A 17,888-nucleotide genomic window follows, 5' to 3' on the forward strand; every position below is an offset into this window, starting at 1 on the left:
AATGCATGAAAGTGAGTAGAATACTGTGTTTTAGAATAGTTGTAGGGCGCTGACTTGGCTGCGAAAGGTTTAAATGTCGAAAACTGGGTGATGGCACGTGACCTTCATCGTTTAAATCGTTTACGTAAAGGTAAGGACGCCAATGAAAAACAATACCAAGAATTATTCGAAAAATCGCATTTAAAAGTTTTGGAACGTGTTGAACGCATTCCCAATATCAAGCTGAATCAGGATTTGCCGGTTACCCAATATGCTGATAAACTGATTGAAGCCATTCAAAAGCACCAGGTCATTATTGTTGCCGGTGAAACCGGTTCTGGTAAAACCACGCAGTTACCCCAAATTGCCATGCTGGCAGGACGAGGCCTGACTGGTCTGATTGGTCATACCCAGCCACGTCGTCTGGCGGCACGTAGCGTATCACAGCGTATTGCGGAAGAAGTGGGAGAAACGCTCGGTGAGTCGATTTCCTTTAAAGTCCGTTTTAATGAGCAGGGTTCACAGGACTCTTTAGTTCGTTTGATGACAGACGGTATTCTGTTAGCAGAGCTGGCGAATGACCGCTTCCTGACCAAATATGACACCATCATTATCGATGAAGCGCATGAACGTTCATTAAACATCGACTTCATCATGGGTTATCTGAAGCAGTTGCTGCCACGTCGTAAAGACCTAAAAGTCATCATTACGTCGGCCACGCTGGATGTAAATCGCTTTAGTAATTATTTCAATGGCGCGCCAATCTTTGAAGTAGAAGGCCGTAGCTATCCGGTTGAATTGCGTTATCGCCCAATTTCAGAAATGACCATCGGTGGCAGTGATGACGATGAATTTGATGATTTCGAAGAAAACCTGCCCCGTGCAGTCGTAGCCGCTGTAGAAGAATGTTTTCAGGATGCACAAGATAAAGGTCATCCGGAACATGCAGATATCCTGATTTTTGCCAGTACTGAACAGGAAATTCGCGAGTTACAGGAAACCCTGATCAAGCATGGTCCAAGACATACAGAAGTTCTGCCTTTGTATGCACGTCTGGCTTTGGCTGAACAGCAAAAAATCTTTAATCCATCTGGTGGCGGGCGACGCATTATCATCGCGACCAACGTGGCAGAAACTGCGCTCACAGTTCCGAATATCCGTTATGTGATCGATAGCGGTTTTGCTCGTATTTCGCGCTATAACTATCGCTCACGTGTTCAGCGTCTACCGATTGAAGCGATTTCCCAAGCAGCAGCGAACCAGCGTAAAGGCCGTTGTGGTCGTATTGCACCGGGTGTGTGTATTCGCCTTTATTCCGAAGAAGACTTTTTAAGTCGTCCGGAATTTACTGAACCGGAAATCAAGCGTACCAACCTGGCATCGGTGATTCTGCAAATGCAGAGCCTGAAACTGGGTTCACTGGAAGAATTCGATTTTATTGAACCACCAGATCACCGTCTGGTGAATGATGGTCGCAAACTCTTAATTGAGCTTGGGGCGATGACGGAAAAGAATCCCCCTAAAGTTGCCGACGAAAAGCAGTCGACAACTTCTTCCCCCTTTAACAAAGGGGGAACACAAGGGGGATTAACCAAAATCGGCTATCAAATGGCGAAAATGCCGATTGATCCACGCTTGGCGCGAATGATTCTGGGTGGAGCACATTTCGGTGTTTTAAATGAAGTGCTGGTGATTGTTGCTGCGCTTGCCGTGCAAGATCCGCGTGAACGTCCCGCTGATAAGCAGATGCAGGCTGATCAAAAACATGCACTTTTCCGTGAAGCGGATTCCGATTTCCTGTTTTATATCAAACTGTGGGAAACCTTACATAATAACCGCGAAAGTATGAGCGAGAATAAACGCCGTACTTTTGCGCGTAATCATTTCCTCAGCTGGCTGCGTCTACGTGAATGGAAGAAAACCCATGAGCAATTGGTTGACCTCGCGAAGGGACTGAATCTGTCCTTTAATGAAAAGAAAGCCAGTTATGAAAATCTGCATCGTGCATTGTTAACCGGTTTGTTATCTTTCATTGCCAATAAGACCGATGAGCGTAACGTGTTTATGGCCGTGCGTCAGCAGAAGGCGCGTGTCTTCCCGGCATCTACTTTGCACAAGACCAATACCCCTTGGGTGATGGCTTTTGAAATGGTCGAAACCTCGCAGGTGTATTTGCGTACGCTTGCCAAGATTGAGCCGGAATGGATTTTGCTGGCTGCACGAGATCTGGTCAAACACCATTACTTTGAACCACATTGGTCGAAGAAAGCCGGTGTAGTGAATGCCTATGACCAGATTTCGCTCTTCGGTCTGATCATTGAACCGAAACGTCAAATTAATTATGAGAAAGTGGATCAGGAAGCTGCGCATGAAATCTTCCTGCGAGATGCACTGACCACAGGGTATTTGGGTATTACTCCGCCATTTTTAAAGCATAACCTGCTCAAACTTGAAGAAGTGGAACGGGTAGAAGACAAACTGCGCCGTCGCGATCTGGTGGTGGATGAAGAAACTATTTATCAGTTCTATGCCTCCAAAGTACCGCCAGAAGTGGCAAGTCGTCGTAGCTTTGAGGACTGGCGGGCTACGGTAGAACCGCAAGATCCCCGTTATCTGTTTATTGATGATGATGCCTTGTGGCTGAATGATCGTCCGACCACACAGCAATTCCCGGACTATCTGCGTAATGGTGAATTGCGTCTGGCGGCCAGCTATCGTTTTGATCCAAGCCATGATGAAGATGGGGCGACCGTTCGTATTCCGCTACAGGCCTTGCCGCAGGTAGATGAAAACCTCTGGTCTTGGGGAATTCCAGGCTGGCGTCAGGATCTCATTGAAGCCTTGTTAAAAGCTTTACCAAAAGACAAACGCCGTAATCTGGTACCGATTCCGGATACAGCACGTAAGCTGATGGCACGCATTGATGCGACCGATTTGCAAAAGCATATCTTTAGCTTCCTGGCATTCCAGTTGCGTGGTGAACAGATCACTGAGAAAGACTTTTCACTGGAACGTGTCGAGCAGTATCTATTGCCTTTAATCAAGGTGATCGATGAGAAAGGTCGTGTAATTGAACAGGGCCGTGATCTGGAAGAGTTAAAAGCCCGTTGTCGTACAGAAACGCATAGTCCAGTCAAACAGCTGAAAGGCGAACACAAAACCTTCCCGGAAAGCTTTGTCTTTGAAGCATCGCAAAAAGTGACAGGCGTGGTGGTGAAGCAGTATCAGGCACTGGTACCAACTAAAGACTTTGCTGCGCTAGAACAGAAAGATGAATCTGGTGTGGTCATTCAGACCTTTAATGACCAGGCTGAAGCGATTCGTCAGCACCGTGCCGGTGTCATTCGTCTGGTGCACATGCAGCTGGGTGATCTGATTCGTCAACTGAAAAAACAGATTTCCAAGCCATTGGCATTGGCATATTCCCCATTGGGTGATAAAGCCAAATTGGAACAAATGTTAGTTTATGCCACACTGCAGATGGCAATAAAAGAGCTTCCTGTCAATGCGCAAGAGTTCCAAAAGTTGTTGGAAGATGTAAAAAAATCTTTCTTAACGCATGGTCAAACTGCCTTGCGCGATATCACTGATATCTATACCCAGTGGCAGGAAATACGCCGGAAATTGTTGGTTTTAGACGGTTCTGTCTTTGGCAAGAACATTGATGACATTGAGGATCAGCTGGATTTGATGAATCTTTCTGACTTTGTTTATTCAGTGCCAGCGGATGTCTGGATTGAATTTCCACGTTATCTCAAAGCACTGATTTTGCGTCTTGACCGTTTGCCAAATAATTTACAAAGGGATGATTCTGCCATTGATCAAATTGACCCTTGGATGGAAAAATTGTTCCAGTTTAAAAATGACGCTCGCCTGAAAGAACTGTATTTCATGGTTGAGGAATTGCGGATCTCTTTATTTTCACAACCGATGAAAACTAAAGCACCAGTTTCTCCGAATCGCCTACAAAAAGTATGGGATCGTCTTGGAATCAGTTAACATATAGGTAATTTCTAAAAGGAGTTTTACATGGGCATCCGCATTACAGGTACTGGTCTGTTCCATCCAACAGATTTCATTACCAATGAAGAGTTAGTTGAAAGTTTAAATGCTTATGTGGAACAGTATAACCTCGAGAATGCTGACAAAATCGCTGCGGGCGAAATTGAAGAATTGCGTGGTTCGAGTGCAGAATTTATTGAAAAAGCTTCTGGCATCAAACGCCGTTATGTCGCTGAGAAAACTGGTATTCTGGATCCAAAACGTCTTCGTCCTTTACTGCATGAACGTTCAAATGATGAATTGTCTATTCAGGCAGAGTGGGGCGTGGCTGCAGCGAAACAGGCGATGGAAAATGCAGGTGTAACTGCAGAAGACATCGATGTTGTGATTCTGTCATGTTCGAATATTCAGCGTGCTTATCCAGCGCTTGCAATTGAAATCCAGACCGCTCTGGGTATTCAAGGCTATGCATATGACATGAACGTGGCATGTTCTGCAGCAACTTTCGGGATTAAGCAGGCCGCTGATGCGATCAAGTCTGGTGCGCGCCGCGTATTAATGGTAAATGTTGAAATCACCTCTGGTCATACCGATTTCCGTTCACGTGACTGTCACTTCATCTTTGGTGATGTCGCTACTGCTTCAATCATTGAAGAAACTGAAACTAAAACTGGTTTCGAAATTGAAGATATTGAACTGTTCACCCAGTTCTCAAACAACATTCGCAATAACTTTGGTTACCTGAACCTAAGCGAAGTGGATGCTGATATCGATAACAACCGTTTCCGTCAGGACGGTCGTAAGGTATTTAAAGAAGTTTGTCCGCTGGTTGCGAAGATGATCACCAAGCAGCTGGAAAAGAACCAGATTGAACCGACTAATGTAAAACGTTTCTGGTTGCACCAGGCGAACGTGAATATGAATGAGCTGATTCTGAAACTGATCGTAGGTAAAGAACACGCGAAGTCAGAACTGGTACCATTGATTTTGGACGAGTTCGCAAATACATCTTCAGCAGGTGTCATCATTGCATTGCACCGTACGGCAAATGAAGTAAATGACGGCGAATATGGTGTGTTATGTTCATTCGGTGCGGGCTACTCTGTAGGCTCAATCCTGGTGAAAAAGCACGTCGCTTAAGCTAGAGCAGACATCTTGCAGGTTCAGCATGATGCAGCCTGGATCAAACGCTTAAGCGGGTTGTCCAAACTGTATTTTACGCCGACTTTTTTCGGTGCTGAGCACATTGATGCTTCACGACCAGCAATGTATGTCGGTAATCATTCGATCTATGGGGTGTTTGATTCACCCATGATTATTGATTACCTGTACAACGAACATAAAGTGGCTGTGGTCAGTATTGCGGACCATAGCCACTTTTATATTCCGCTCTGGCGGGAAATCTTCAGGAAGTTTGGTGCGATTGATGGTGTGCAGGAATATGTACGCGAAGTTATGCGCCAAGGTTATTCGATTCTGGTCTTCCCGGGTGGGGGGCGAGAAGTGCTGAAACGTCAAGGCGAGCAGTACCAGCTGATCTGGAAACAGCGTTATGGCTTCTTAAGGCTGGCGCAAGAATTTGACTACGATATCATACCGTTTGCTGCTCTGGGCGGTGATGAAATTTTCGAAATTGGCTTTGATGCCCGTCATGTCGTGGAAAATAAATATTTCCAGAAATTACTCAAAGTTTCTGCACTTAATAAACTCTTGCGTAAAGGGGATGTCATTCCTTCCTTGCCGAAAAGTCTTTTTCCAAAACGGTTACCTTTCTATTTTCAGTTCCAGCCAGCTTTATCTGTCTCTCATATCCAAAGCCAAGAAGATATGACACTATTCCGTGATCAGATTCAGCAACAGATCTATCAGGCAATTGAAGAATTAAAAAATATCCGGGCATCCGAGCTATCACCTAAATCCTGAAAAATAAAAATGAACTGGGTTTAAATGCGAGCTGTTTATCTGATTTATTTTATTTTGTGAATTATTTTTCTATATGAGCTATTTTACTGGTCTGTGTCAGATGACTTGAATATGCTTAAATGAGTTTATAGTCCATTTTAGGTGCGTGTATGGAACAGGAGAGTTTAGTACCGCAGTATCAGCAGCTCGCCAAGCAGTTGCTTCGTATTTCAGATTGCTTGCATGATATTTATCAGGATCAGTGGGACATTGTGGGGAATTTAAATGCCCAGAATATGTTCAAGCTGGATCATGAGCGATATCGGATCGTCTTGGCAAATGGCCTGTTTCATATCCAGCTGCATACGCCTCAGCACATTCAGCAGGGCACAGCGCAATTGCTGGCAGAACCACATTTTAGTGTGCAGCATCACAAGTCAGACACTCTGGAAGAGTTCTTTTTACAGGATATCCATTTCCTGACTGGTGATTTAAAACCCCAGCATTCCCTATTCTTGCGTGATAAAGCGCAACAGTTAAGTAAACTGCTGTTCGAACAGGTCTATCAATGGGTCAATGGGCCTGCACGTGTGCTGAAATTCGTGCAGCAACTTTCCGTTGTGCAGGCAGAAATCATTGATCATCTGATGAGAAGAGCGGGTCTGTATACCACGCCAGTAATGAGTGACTATGTCTTATATGGAAAAGAACCATCTCAAAACATCTTGCAGCAAATGCAGAAGATTTTTTCCTTAGAATATTTAGCGCCCGCTGACTTTCTTTCGATTCAGGGACTCATGCACAGTCTGGATGAATTCTGTTTTAGCGCAGCACAATTTCTGCATCCGGCAATCTACCGTATTATGAGTTTATCCTTTGAGGAGCGTTTTAATCTGCATGAGTTGAATGAACATGTAAACGATATTGAACTCCTGTTCAGGCACGCCTTGGAGCATAGCAATATGCTGGGTTTCGTGCGTTTGATGAACCGTGATACCTGGGGACGGGATGATCTGCTGAGCAAGAAGCATTTTCTGGAAAATAATCATCAGTTGTGGCAGAAAAAAGTCGCGAAACTGCCATTGTTTGACTGTAATCGGGCGATCAACTGGCTGTTCAAGCAGTCTGCTGAAGTGTTGGACTGGATTAGTACGAATATTCAGCACAGTAGTGTACGGGTTACAGTCACGGCGATCAGTTTCCTGAATACTCATCAGGTTCATCCACAGGTGCTGCTGGCGACCTTGCAATATTTTCAATATGCTTCGGCGCGGTTATTTATTCATAGTGTGCATCAGCATGCCATACAGTATAAATGGTTCACGCATCCGGATAATAAATCCGTAGTATTAAAAGGAACACGTCAGGCGATTAATGACCACCGTATTGCTATCAGTCCGTCAATTCTGTATCTGGACGAGTGGATCGGCCTGATGCGCGAAGTAGTCAAGATGGATGATTGCACCACCAAGAAGGTATATATGGGTTTAAGCCGGGTCATGCAGGCCTATATGCAGCATTTACATAAAGCAACTTCTCATCTGCCTGAAGCGGTACAGCAATATATTAGGCCAGCTACTCAACAAAATCGTGATTTTTATACCGAGTTGCAGCGTTATCGGATTCAGTTGACTGAGTTTCGACAGCTGTTTTATCTGCAAGATGCCAATGTGCGCGAATCAATTTTTGACAGTTATGTACGTGACTATCTGGCAGAATATTTTGCTATATATAAAAATATTCCAAAAAGTCTGACCTGGAAGGGTTTGTTTATTCAGGCCATTGCCTGGCATGACCAGATTCAGAAGCAGGAAATTATTGCCCGACTGAAAAAGGACTTTGCACTTAAGGACTGGAAAACTCTGACGAATGAAGCAAATTTCTATTATTTTGACTGGAAATTTGAAGAGTTAAAAAATATAGACCAGATTATTGAGGAAGCTCGGATTTTTCAGAACTGTCTGGCCGCCAGTTATGCACAGCGGATCATAGAAGGGGAATATGTTGCTTTTCATGTCAGTCATGCAGAATTATCTACGCCACTGCTCTTGGGTTGTCATATACAGGATCAGGAAATTATTTTTGATCAGCTGGAATATCCCCACAACCAAAAAGCAGATCCGCAATATATCGATATGGCAATTCATTTCATCAGCTGGTTTAACAGACGACTGCATACGTCGTGTATAGATTCTGATTTGGACCTGAATACTTAACTTTTGCCGGAAAAGTCGTTAGGCTATAGCCGTTCTTTCACGGTATAGGTCATATGAAACAGGAAACTGCACTTAAGTTACTCAAAGCGGGCGAAAATGTATTTTTAACAGGCTCGGCTGGTGCAGGGAAAACCTATACCCTGAATCAATATATCAATTATTTGAAAGCACGTAAGGTATCTGTTGCGATTACAGCGTCTACAGGTATCGCGGCAACGCACATGAATGGCATGACCATTCATACCTGGGCCGGTATCGGGATTAAGGACTTCTTGTCAGAAGAAGACCTGAAGCGTATGAAAGAGCGCAAATATCTGAAAGAGCATCTGGAAAATGCTCAGGTACTGATTATTGATGAGATTTCTATGCTGCATGCCAAGCAGCTAAATCTGGTTAATCAGGTATTAAAGTATTTCAAAGAATCTGATGAAGCTTTTGGTGGCATTCAGGTGATTGTTGCTGGCGATTTCTTTCAGTTGCCTCCAGTGGGTAAAAATGATGAACGCAACCGGGATAAATTCTGCTTTATGTCAGATGCCTGGGTCGAAGCCAAATTTCGCGTTTGCTATCTGACCGAACAGCACCGTCAGGGCAATGACTATCTGAATGATATTCTAAATGCAATCCGTGCGCAGGCGATTGGTACAGAACATCGAAATGCCTTGCAAAGAACACGTCATCAGGAGATTGGCGACACTTATACGCGTCTGTATACGCATAATATGGATGTGGACAGTATCAACTTCCGGCATTTAAATGAAATTGATAATGAGCCGCGCCAGTTTGATGCCCAGTGCGACGGCAATGACAAGTTGATCGAAACACTGAAATCTTCAGTGCGTGCACCAGAAACCTTAACGCTGAAAAAGCATGCTAAAGTCATGTTTGTCAAAAACAATTTTGACTTGGGTTATATCAATGGCAGTTTGGGTGAAGTTATTGGTTTTGAAGAAGATGATGAATTTGGGGTATTGCCTAAAGTCAAACTCACAGATGGGACGACGTTGCTGGTTGAGCCAGAAACCTGGTCAGTAGACAATGAAGCCGGTAAGACTATTGCCAGTTTCCAGCAAATTCCCTTACGTTTAGCGTGGGCGATTACGATTCATAAATCACAGGGTATGACCTTAGAAGCTGCCGAAATTGACTTGAGTCATACTTTTGAAAAAGGACAGGGCTATGTGGCACTTTCGCGTTTAAAAACTTTAGATGGTCTACGTCTAAAAGGTTTTAATGAGCAGGCATTGGAACTGGATAGTCTGGCAATTAAGGCAGACCGCCGTTTTCAGGAGTTGTCGAGTGAAGCCGAAGAACACTTTGAAAATATTGATTTAACCAAACAACATAATGCCTTTATCCGTCATTGCGGTGGTACGCTGAATGAAACTGAAATTCAGCGTAATGAAACAAAACTGGCGAAAAATGGCGGCAAGCAGAATTATGCTGCTGCAACGCTGGATGAAACGCGTGAGCTGTTTGAAGAAGGTTATGATATTGCCGATATCGCCACTGAGCGTGGCTTAACACCGGCAACGATTATCAACCATTTAGGTCGACTGCATAAAGAGCAAGGTTTAGATATATCTGTAGCTCATCCGGGTGAGGAAGTGGTTGAACAAGTGCGTAAGATCTATAAACGTCTGACTAAGCGACAGGATACCGATCATTTCAATGATGATGGGTCTATTAAACTGCGTCCGATTGTCGAGTTAACCAGTCCACGTATGGGTTATGACCAGGTGCGTTTGGCGCTACTATTTGTGGAATAATCATCAAGATTATATTTAAGAGTTCTTAAGATGCACAGTTTATTTGTATACGGCACGCTTCGTCCGCAGCAACCCAATGCCCATGTCATGGAAGGGATTGGAGGAAGCTGGAAAGCCGATTATATTTGTGGACATTTGCAGCAGCGTGGTTGGAGTGCTGAACTGGGTAGCCCGGGTATTCAGCTCAGTGATTTGGGAGAGACTGTTCCGGGTTAGGTATTCATATCCGAGAACCTTCCCCAATATTGGGATGAGCTGGATAAGTTTGAAGGTGATGAATATCAACGTATTCCGGTTAAAGTATATTTGGAAAATGGCGAGATGATAGAAAGTCTGGTCTATGCTTTGAAAGATTAGACTGGTATGTATCATTTATTGAATTTCAAATTTTTATCAGGTCAACGCTTTTAAAAATCATTCACTTTATTTTGCTTGAATTTCGAAAGGTCGAATTAATAAAGTATTCTGTTGATCTGATAGTATCTTCTGAGCAAGCCTGAAGTACTGCTTTATAGCTTGCGTAAGGTAATCAATGTGCAACCTCTATGTCGCTAGTCATATAATTTGATCTCTAAATATTTTTAGAAATCCGAGAAAGGTGGATGTTTGAATTCGTGTTAACTGAATAGAAATTTTATTTTAAACTTATTGCGTACTAATCAACAAAGATAAAATCCCAGCCGCAATTAAAGGACCGACTGGAACACCGCGTAATACTGCTACACCTGCTACTGTGCCTAATAATAGTCCGGCTACCACATCTGGCTGATTGGACATCAGCTTCACTCCACGTCCGCCCAGCCAGGCGACAAAGACGCCAATGACGATTGCTAGTAAAGACTTCCAGCTCAGGAAAGATTTGAGAATACTTTCTCCTGGAATTTTGCCACTGGCAATTGGTGCTAATACGCCAATGGTTAAAATAATCACGCCGATATTCAGGCCATGTGTCTGGACATAGGGCAGCATTTCATTCAGCGGTGTGATTTTTAATACGAGCAGCACACCTGCAGCAATCGTCACAGCGGTATTGTGGCTGAAGATACCACACGCCAGTAAAATCAAAAGTACCAGCAAATTCAGATCGAGTTGAGGCATAAGATAGGAGTTGAGAGAATAATCACGCTATTGTAGCCATTTTCAGCAACCGAAACTAACCTTATATAAAGCTGAATCCAGAGTGCACGGTTTCGGTATAGAATAGAGCTTGAATGAAATATCAGAGATTGAAGTTTATGCTTCTGGAAAAAATGTTGCAGTCACAAGGTTTTGGCTCGCGTAAGTATTGCCAGCAACTGATCAAGAATGGCGCTGTGAGCATCCAGGGTGAAATCATTGATAATCCAAAGCATAAACTTGATTTGGATCAGCTAGAGTTCAATGTGTATGACGAAATCTATCAATATCGGGAAAAAGTCTATATTGCCTTAAACAAGCCACAAGGTTATGAGTGTTCGCATCAGGCAACCCATCATTTTAGTGTCTTTGAGCTGTTTGATGACTTGCTCATGAATCGTGGAATTCAGTGTGTAGGTCGTTTAGACCAGGATACGACAGGCTTGCTGTTACTGACTGATGATGGTCAATTTTTGCAGGCATTAACTCATCCTAAAAAGCATGTTGCCAAGATTTACCAGATGGATACCGCAGACCCTGTTACGGATGAGCAGATCAAGCAGCTAGAACAAGGTGTTGAGTTACGCAATGAAAAAGGTATGTATGCTGCTACGGATGTCATTCGTCTGGAAGAAAAGCGTTTGCAAATGACAGTGCATCAAGGTGTTTATCATCAGGTGAAACGTATGCTGGCAGCTGTGGGGAATAAAGTTGAAAAACTACATCGGGCTCAAATAGGTCAATTGACTTTGAATGATTTGCCAGAAGGTGAGTGGATTTATTTAACTGAAGATCAAGTGATTCAAGCTAAATACCGTGCCGAATAAAGCGCTGGATTTACTTGAGAAAACAATGAAAAGTGACAAATTCATCATCTCGCATAAATCCCATTGATTCATAGAGTTTATGCGATTGGTGGTTGTTTTTCTGGGTATCCAGGCTAATACGCAGTGCATTTTCATGTCGGGCAAATAAAATAGCGGTATCAATCAGTTGTCGTGCAGCGCCATGACGGCGATACAGTGGAGTGATATACACATCATCCAGCACATAAAACTTTGAACAAGCTACTGAGGAAAATCTTAAATAAAGCAGAATAAATCCGGTAAAAATATCATCCTTGGTGTTGATAAAAATCACTGTTTGCTGGTCTTCAAATCGCTGTTTTAGAAACTGATAAGAAAGTTCCTGATTTGAGGAAGCTCCATAAAACTGGCGATATTCATTAAATAAAACTGAAAGCTGTTGCAGGTCTTTTACCTGAGCACGTCGAACAAGCATTCCTTACTCCATGTCTTATTATTATGTATTCATGGAGCATAACGAAATTTTGGGGAGGAGTAGCGTATGAAATTGTTTGAAAATGCGACAGTGTTAAATTTTGTCACTTTCACCCAGAATGGCATTCAGTTCTTCAAATAAATCAAAATGATCATCATCAGCATGTAGATCCAATGCTTCCTGTTCTGCAGTGTCTGCAATCAATCCGGCAGATGCAGGTTTGGATTCGCTTTGCTTTAGTTTGCGCAGCTTGATTAATTGTTCCAAGTTGATATTCTGATTTTCAATAGAGAAGGGGATAGATTTAGTCAGCACTACCTGCTTAAAAAACAGGCGGACTGCTTGAGCTGGTGTAATTCCCAATTGCTTAAATACGGCAAAGGCTTGTTTCTTTTCTTGAGAATCCAGGCGTATTTGGTAGACTTCAGTTTTTCTCATAATATATTCAAGACTTTAAAATACTTAACTTTTCGCATTCATTTTAATCCATTACATTTGAAATACAATCCTTATACGAATCAATTCTGAAAATAAATCGTAATGACAGCTGCATTACAGTGTCAGCACTTGCTCGGAAGAAAATTGCATCAATTGCTGGGTAATAGGGTCAACAAACTGGATATATTTGGCCAATAACTGTAAGGGCGCAGAAAAATCATTATCTGCTTTATGTGCAACGCTAGGATAAAACGGATCATTCAGAATCGGTATACCCAAAAAGTTTAAGTGCACACGTAATTGGTGCTGCTTGCCAGTATGCGGTTTCAGTTCGTATTTGGCTAAATGATCTTGCTGTTCTAATAAGGTGATTTCGGTTTCACTATTAGGCTCACCTTCCAAAACCTGCATAGTATAGAAAGGCTGACCTTTATCCATGCGTAAACGCACAATTTGCGGAAAGCGAAATTCTTCACGGTAACCTGCAATCGCATGATAGGTTTTCTGTACTTGGCGTGTAGCAAACAACTGCTGATAAAGTCCACGCGATGCTACATTTTTAGAGATAAGCACTACGCCAGCCGTCTCCCGATCCAGTCGGTGAATCGGAGTTAGGTGCTCAATCCCGGTCTGTTTCTTTAGACGAACCAGCAGGGTTTCCTGTACATATTGTCCGGTCGGGCTCATGGTTAGAAAATGTGGTTTATCAATCACCATAAAATGTTCATTTTCGAACAGGATTTGGTGTTCGAAAGGAACATGCACTTCGTGTCCCAGAAAGCGATAATAAAAACAGTGGCTATTCGCCTGAAAGAGGCTATTTAGATTTAAGCTATTTCCCTGTGCATCATAAACCAGACCCTCCTGAAAACGAGATTGCCATTCACTGGTCTGGATATGCGGAAACTGTGTACATAAATAGTCATAGACTGTTGCAGCAGTGGATGGTTGCAAGAAAACTTTGCTGGCACTGACGCCGTTGATCATCGGTGGGATAAATTCAGCAGAAGTATTCATATGGGGAAGTGGATCTCATTCAGGAAACAAATGCTATGAAAAAATACAGTTTCTCATGCGGCGGAATAGGCTTTTAAACTGCGGCGATGCTATCATATTTGTTCCTTTGAATCATGTCGTGAGTCATATGCCTTATTCATTTACTGTCACCTTAAATCATGAAGAAGATACCCAACAGCTGGCTAAGGTATTGGCCGCGAATTTTAGTACGGGAGTGATCTATCTGATCGGTGATCTGGGAGCAGGCAAGACGACATTGACGCGCTATTATTTACAACAGCTCGGTCATGAGGGTTCGGTCAAAAGTCCAACCTATACATTGGTAGAACCTTATAATATTCAAGGGAAGGATATTTTCCACTTTGACCTGTACCGTTTAAATGATCCCTATGAACTGGAACTGATGGGTATTCGGGATTATCTTGAAACCCCAAAGGCATTATTCTTGTTTGAATGGCCATCTAAAGGTGGTGATGAAATACCTGAAGCAGATCTGATCATTGAAATTCTTAAATCCGAAGATGAGTTGACTCGTACTGCAACGTTGACTTCATCAAACTCAGTATTACAGCAGGCTTTGGAGCAGCAATTCCCATATGTCGAATGATTTAAGCGTACGCCGTATCCGTTCACTTGATCCTGCACTGGCGAACCAGATTGCAGCGGGTGAAGTGATTGAACGACCTGCATCTGTAGTGAAAGAACTGCTCGAAAACTCGATTGATGCTGGTGCGACTGAACTGGTGATTCGTGTAGAACAGGGCGGTAGTACACTGATCGAAATTATTGACAATGGTCGAGGAATTCACCCGGAAGATTTAGCGCTGGCGGTCATGCGTCATGCCACCAGTAAAATTCAGACAGCAGAGGAATTGCATGCCATCACCAGTCTGGGTTTCCGTGGTGAGGCGCTGGCTTCGATTGCAGCCGTATCGCGTCTAACCTTGACCAGTAGCCAAAGCGAAGATGGCATTGGTTATCAGGTTGAAGTGAATGGTACTGCTTTTGACCATCAGGAAATTCAGGCAGTTGCTACTTCACGTGGTACCCATATCCGGGTGCAGGATCTGTTCTTTAATGTACCGGCACGTCGTAAATTTCTAAAAAAACCGGGCACTGAATTTGGTCATATTGAAGAGATTGTACGTCGTCTGGCACTGACCCATTTCGATATCCGTTTTGTGCTGGAACATAATGAAAGTATCAAGCTGAATCTGCCTGTGGCAGACAGTGGAGCATTACGTTTCCAGCGTGTGCAGCAGTTATTGGGGCGCCAATTTACTGAAAATGCTTACTGGATGGATGCAGATAGTATCAACATGCGTTTGTCTGGCTGGCTCGGTCATCCTTCGGATGCGCGTGCGCAAGCCGATATGCAATATGTCTATGTAAATGGTCGTATCGTAAGAGACAAGACCATTTCTCATGCATTGCGTATGGCGTATGACGGCATTCTGCATGGAAACCAGCATGCAGCTTATCTGCTGTTTCTGGAAGTAGATCCGGAAAATATTGATGTCAATGTACATCCAACTAAACATGAAATCCGTTTCCTGAATCAGCGTGAAGTACATGAGTTTGTACGTCATTATGCCAAAGAAACGCTAGCACAGTTCCAGACCGCAACAGCTAATCTGGCTGATGCAATGAAAACTGAGGAACCTGCACCACTTACGCCTCAGCCGCGTTATCAGGAACAGTTTAGCCTGCATCAGGCTGCACCGCAGTCCCCTCCTGAACCTTATGCAGTTCAGCAGCATCTACATCCTCGTAATACGCATAAATATATAGAAGCTGAAGCTTCAGATGTGCTGACTGACTTTGAATCTTCGCGTCCACAAACTGTGCATTATGTGCAGGATTATACCAAGCCTTATAGTGGTTCACAGCAGCTTAACAATGCCTTACAAAGCTATTTGGCACCACTTAGAGCAAACTCCGAAACTGAGCAGCTGAGCCCTGAGCAGTCTTTTCAGACACATGTGCAGGCCAAAGTAGATGAGCATCCTTTAGGCATTGCGATTGCACAGCTGCATGGGATTTATATCCTTGCACAAAACACAGAAGGTCTGATTATTGTAGATATGCATGCAGCACATGAGCGTATCGTCTTGCAGCAAATGAAGTCTGCCTGGGATAAACCGGAGTTCTGGACATCGCAGCAGCTTTTAATTCCTAAGGTGGTGTCTATCAGTCGTATGCAGGCCATGCGTGTAGAAGAGTTGAAGGAACAGCTGGCCCGATTTGGTCTGGAGATTGACCAGTATGGTGATGAACAGGTGATCGTGCGCGGAGTTCCTGCGATCCTGCACAAGGCAGATTTTGATGCCTTGATTCCTGAATTACTGGATGATCTGGACCCAACGGATCAGGCGCAAGGCCTGTTGCAAAAGCGTGACCAGATCTTGGCGGGCATGGCCTGTCATGGTGCGGTACGTGCAAACCGTATTTTAAGCCTGTCTGAAATGAATGCCTTATTGCGTCAGATGGAACAAACTGAATTTGCCAGCCAGTGTAATCATGGACGTCCAACATGGCGTGCTTTCCCACTGGCTCAACTAGATAAACTTTTTGCTCGAGGAGAGTAGTGGTACATGTCAAATCAATTGCCGGTCATCAACTTAATGGGACCAACTGCAAGTGGTAAAACCGCTTTGGCATGTGAACTCTATGAGCAAGGAAATTTTGAGCTGATTTCCGTCGATTCTGCACTGGTTTACCGGGAAATGGACATTGGTACAGCCAAGCCAACCAAAGCGGAATTAGAGCAATATCCGCATCATCTGATTGATATTATTAGTCCTTTAGAGGTCTATTCAGCAGCCAATTTTGTCGAAGATGCCTGTCGCCTGATTGATGATATGCATGCACGTGGCAAAACTCCAATTTTGGTTGGTGGAACAATGCTTTATTTCAAAGCATTGCTAGAAGGATTATCTGATAATCTACCCAGTGCAGATTATAAGGTACGTGCGGAAATTGAAGCAAAAGCCGAACGGGAAGGGTGGGAAGCAGTTTATGCGGAATTATGTACGGTAGACCCAATTGCAGGGCAAAAATTTAAAGTAAGTGACAAACAGCGCATTATTCGTGCTTTAGAGGTTTATAAGCTGACTGGCCAAGCTATAACAAAACTACAAGCAGAACAACCAAAAAATCAACCATATCGTTACAGTTTTCATAATTACGCGCTGATCCCAGACCGAGTAGAATTACACAAGCGTATTGAAAAACGATTAGAAATTATGTGGGAAATCGGTTTTTTAAATGAAGTGGAAAACTTGATGAAAAAATACGATTTTGATGAAAATCTTCCATCCATGCGTTCCGTTGGTTACCGTCAGGCGATCGAATTTATAAAAAACAGTGAGCGAAGTATTGAAAAACAGCGAGAAATGGAAGACAAGGCATTGTTTGCAACACGACAACTGGCTAAACGTCAATACACATGGTTAAGATCTTTGCAAGATAAGCATAAATTTACTACATATTTTACCGCACAGCAGGCTCAAGAAGACTTGCGAAACTGTTACGGATAAAGCAAAATTTACAGACTATCTTTTTTATAATTTTTAATTGAAAAATAAAGATAGTTTTTTGCGCTGATTTTAAAATTTTTTGGAGTTATAACATGTCTAAAGGTCAAACTTTACAAGATCCGTTCTTGAATTCCCTACGTAAAGAACGTATTCCTGTTTCTATCTTCCTGGTTAACGGTATCAAACTACAAGGTCATATCGAATCATTTGACCAATACGTTGTATTATTAAAAAATACTGTAAGCCAAATGGTTTACAAACACGCGATTTCTACCGTAGTTCCTGCACGTAACCCACGTCCTGCTGGTGCTCCTGCTGGTCCTCAAGGTGCTGGCTTCGGCGGTCAAGGTGGCTTCGGTGGCGGCCAACCTGGCGGCTTCGGTGGTCAAGGCGGCTTCGGTGGCGGCCAACCTGGCGGCTTCGGTGGTCAAGGAGGCTTCGGTGGCGGTCAACCTGGTGGCTTCGGTGGTCAAGGCGGCTTCGGTGGCGGCCAACCTGGCGGCTTTGGTGGACAAGGTGGCTTCGGTGGACAAGGCGGCTTCGGTGGTCAAGGTGCTGGCTTTAGTGACGATGCAAAATTCGAAGATTCTCAAGATGACGAAAACAACCGTTAATCTGATTTAAGAATC

The 17,888-nt window shown here is 43.5% G+C and carries 14 protein-coding genes and 1 pseudogene; 11 read left to right on the forward strand and 4 right to left on the reverse strand.

Going from position 1 to position 17,888, the window contains the following annotated elements:
* Window positions 1-90 precede the first annotated feature (90 nt).
* The 6 genes and pseudogenes from hrpA to ACTJIX_RS00825 all read left to right on the forward strand — a co-directional run bounded on the left by hrpA (window position 91) and on the right by ACTJIX_RS00825 (window position 10,225).
* Entirely contained in the window at window positions 91-3,978 is a 3,888-nt protein-coding gene (gene hrpA / locus ACTJIX_RS00800; RefSeq protein ID WP_314295855.1) for an ATP-dependent RNA helicase HrpA, read from the forward strand.
* 30 nt (window positions 3,979-4,008) lie between these two features.
* Window positions 4,009-5,121, forward strand: a complete 1,113-nt coding sequence (locus tag ACTJIX_RS00805) for a beta-ketoacyl-ACP synthase III (RefSeq protein ID WP_004892730.1) — start codon at window positions 4,009-4,011, stop codon at window positions 5,119-5,121.
* A 15-nt stretch (window positions 5,122-5,136) separates the two neighbouring features.
* Complete coding sequence (locus tag ACTJIX_RS00810) at window positions 5,137-5,904, forward strand: lysophospholipid acyltransferase family protein (RefSeq protein ID WP_005222562.1); 768 nt, start codon at window positions 5,137-5,139, stop codon at window positions 5,902-5,904.
* Between the two features lie 149 nt (window positions 5,905-6,053).
* Complete coding sequence (locus ACTJIX_RS00815; protein ID WP_314295846.1) at window positions 6,054-8,099, forward strand: hypothetical protein; 2,046 nt, start codon at window positions 6,054-6,056, stop codon at window positions 8,097-8,099.
* Between the two features lie 53 nt (window positions 8,100-8,152).
* The gene (locus ACTJIX_RS00820) at window positions 8,153-9,868 is read left to right on the forward strand and encodes an AAA family ATPase (protein WP_440611074.1); all 1,716 of its coding nucleotides are present in this window, start codon (window positions 8,153-8,155) and stop codon (window positions 9,866-9,868) included.
* A 30-nt stretch (window positions 9,869-9,898) separates the two neighbouring features.
* Window positions 9,899-10,225: pseudogene (locus tag ACTJIX_RS00825) on the forward strand (gamma-glutamylcyclotransferase family protein).
* Window positions 10,226-10,513: 288 nt separating this feature from the next.
* On the opposite strand, the gene ACTJIX_RS00830 reads toward ACTJIX_RS00825, so the two are convergent.
* The gene (locus ACTJIX_RS00830) at window positions 10,514-10,966 is read right to left on the reverse strand and encodes a DUF441 domain-containing protein (protein WP_005222558.1); all 453 of its coding nucleotides are present in this window, start codon (window positions 10,964-10,966) and stop codon (window positions 10,514-10,516) included.
* 137 nt (window positions 10,967-11,103) lie between these two features.
* Here ACTJIX_RS00830 and ACTJIX_RS00835 point away from each other — a divergent pair, with 137 nt between their 5' ends.
* Window positions 11,104-11,811: a pseudouridine synthase gene (locus ACTJIX_RS00835; RefSeq protein ID WP_005222557.1), complete on the forward strand. Its 708-nt coding sequence runs from the start codon at window positions 11,104-11,106 to the stop codon at window positions 11,809-11,811.
* A gap of 10 nt (window positions 11,812-11,821) precedes the next feature.
* Here the strand turns inward: ACTJIX_RS00835 and ACTJIX_RS00840 are convergent, their stop codons facing one another.
* From ACTJIX_RS00840 to ACTJIX_RS00850, 3 genes are all read right to left on the reverse strand, one after another.
* Entirely contained in the window at window positions 11,822-12,265 is a 444-nt protein-coding gene (locus tag ACTJIX_RS00840; protein ID WP_005222556.1) for a GNAT family N-acetyltransferase, read from the reverse strand.
* A 93-nt stretch (window positions 12,266-12,358) separates the two neighbouring features.
* A complete protein-coding gene (locus ACTJIX_RS00845) occupies window positions 12,359-12,703 on the reverse strand; it encodes a type II toxin-antitoxin system RelB/DinJ family antitoxin (RefSeq protein WP_004892749.1) in 345 nt (114 codons plus the stop codon).
* A 114-nt stretch (window positions 12,704-12,817) separates the two neighbouring features.
* The gene (locus ACTJIX_RS00850) at window positions 12,818-13,720 is read right to left on the reverse strand and encodes a pseudouridine synthase (protein ID WP_005222555.1); all 903 of its coding nucleotides are present in this window, start codon (window positions 13,718-13,720) and stop codon (window positions 12,818-12,820) included.
* Window positions 13,721-13,847: 127 nt separating this feature from the next.
* Here ACTJIX_RS00850 and tsaE point away from each other — a divergent pair, with 127 nt between their 5' ends.
* From tsaE to hfq, 4 genes are all read left to right on the forward strand, one after another.
* Window positions 13,848-14,327, forward strand: coding sequence for a tRNA (adenosine(37)-N6)-threonylcarbamoyltransferase complex ATPase subunit type 1 TsaE (tsaE, locus tag ACTJIX_RS00855; protein WP_034434048.1), 480 nt, complete (start codon window positions 13,848-13,850; stop codon window positions 14,325-14,327).
* Window positions 14,317-16,308 (forward strand): DNA mismatch repair endonuclease MutL, encoded by a 1,992-nt coding sequence (mutL, locus tag ACTJIX_RS00860; RefSeq protein ID WP_005222553.1) that lies wholly within the window; start codon window positions 14,317-14,319, stop codon window positions 16,306-16,308. Before tsaE ends, mutL begins: the two co-directional genes overlap by 11 nt.
* Window positions 16,309-16,314: 6 nt before the next feature.
* A complete protein-coding gene (gene miaA, locus ACTJIX_RS00865; protein WP_005222552.1) occupies window positions 16,315-17,259 on the forward strand; it encodes a tRNA (adenosine(37)-N6)-dimethylallyltransferase MiaA in 945 nt (314 codons plus the stop codon).
* A gap of 92 nt (window positions 17,260-17,351) precedes the next feature.
* Window positions 17,352-17,873, forward strand: a complete 522-nt coding sequence (gene hfq, locus ACTJIX_RS00870) for an RNA chaperone Hfq (protein ID WP_004892762.1) — start codon at window positions 17,352-17,354, stop codon at window positions 17,871-17,873.
* Window positions 17,874-17,888 lie beyond the last annotated feature (15 nt).

It is taken from the genome of Acinetobacter sp. 22323, assembly GCF_052044895.1.
GTDB classification, from domain to species: Bacteria; Pseudomonadota; Gammaproteobacteria; order Pseudomonadales; family Moraxellaceae; genus Acinetobacter; species Acinetobacter schindleri.

Coding starts and splice junctions, on each gene's coding strand:
- hrpA (WP_314295855.1), top strand. CDS start 91: ATGGCACGTGACCTTCATCGTTTAAATCGTTTACGTAAAGGTAAGGAC.
- ACTJIX_RS00805 (WP_004892730.1), top strand. CDS start 4,009: ATGGGCATCCGCATTACAGGTACTGGTCTGTTCCATCCAACAGATTTC.
- ACTJIX_RS00815 (WP_314295846.1), top strand. CDS start 6,054: ATGGAACAGGAGAGTTTAGTACCGCAGTATCAGCAGCTCGCCAAGCAG.
- ACTJIX_RS00820 (WP_440611074.1), top strand. CDS start 8,153: ATGAAACAGGAAACTGCACTTAAGTTACTCAAAGCGGGCGAAAATGTA.
- ACTJIX_RS00830 (WP_005222558.1), bottom strand. CDS start 10,966: ATGCCTCAACTCGATCTGAATTTGCTGGTACTTTTGATTTTACTGGCG.
- ACTJIX_RS00835 (WP_005222557.1), top strand. CDS start 11,104: ATGCTTCTGGAAAAAATGTTGCAGTCACAAGGTTTTGGCTCGCGTAAG.
- ACTJIX_RS00840 (WP_005222556.1), bottom strand. CDS start 12,265: ATGCTTGTTCGACGTGCTCAGGTAAAAGACCTGCAACAGCTTTCAGTT.
- ACTJIX_RS00845 (WP_004892749.1), bottom strand. CDS start 12,703: ATGAGAAAAACTGAAGTCTACCAAATACGCCTGGATTCTCAAGAAAAG.
- ACTJIX_RS00850 (WP_005222555.1), bottom strand. CDS start 13,720: ATGAATACTTCTGCTGAATTTATCCCACCGATGATCAACGGCGTCAGT.
- tsaE (WP_034434048.1), top strand. CDS start 13,848: ATGCCTTATTCATTTACTGTCACCTTAAATCATGAAGAAGATACCCAA.
- mutL (WP_005222553.1), top strand. CDS start 14,317: ATGTCGAATGATTTAAGCGTACGCCGTATCCGTTCACTTGATCCTGCA.
- miaA (WP_005222552.1), top strand. CDS start 16,315: ATGTCAAATCAATTGCCGGTCATCAACTTAATGGGACCAACTGCAAGT.
- hfq (WP_004892762.1), top strand. CDS start 17,352: ATGTCTAAAGGTCAAACTTTACAAGATCCGTTCTTGAATTCCCTACGT.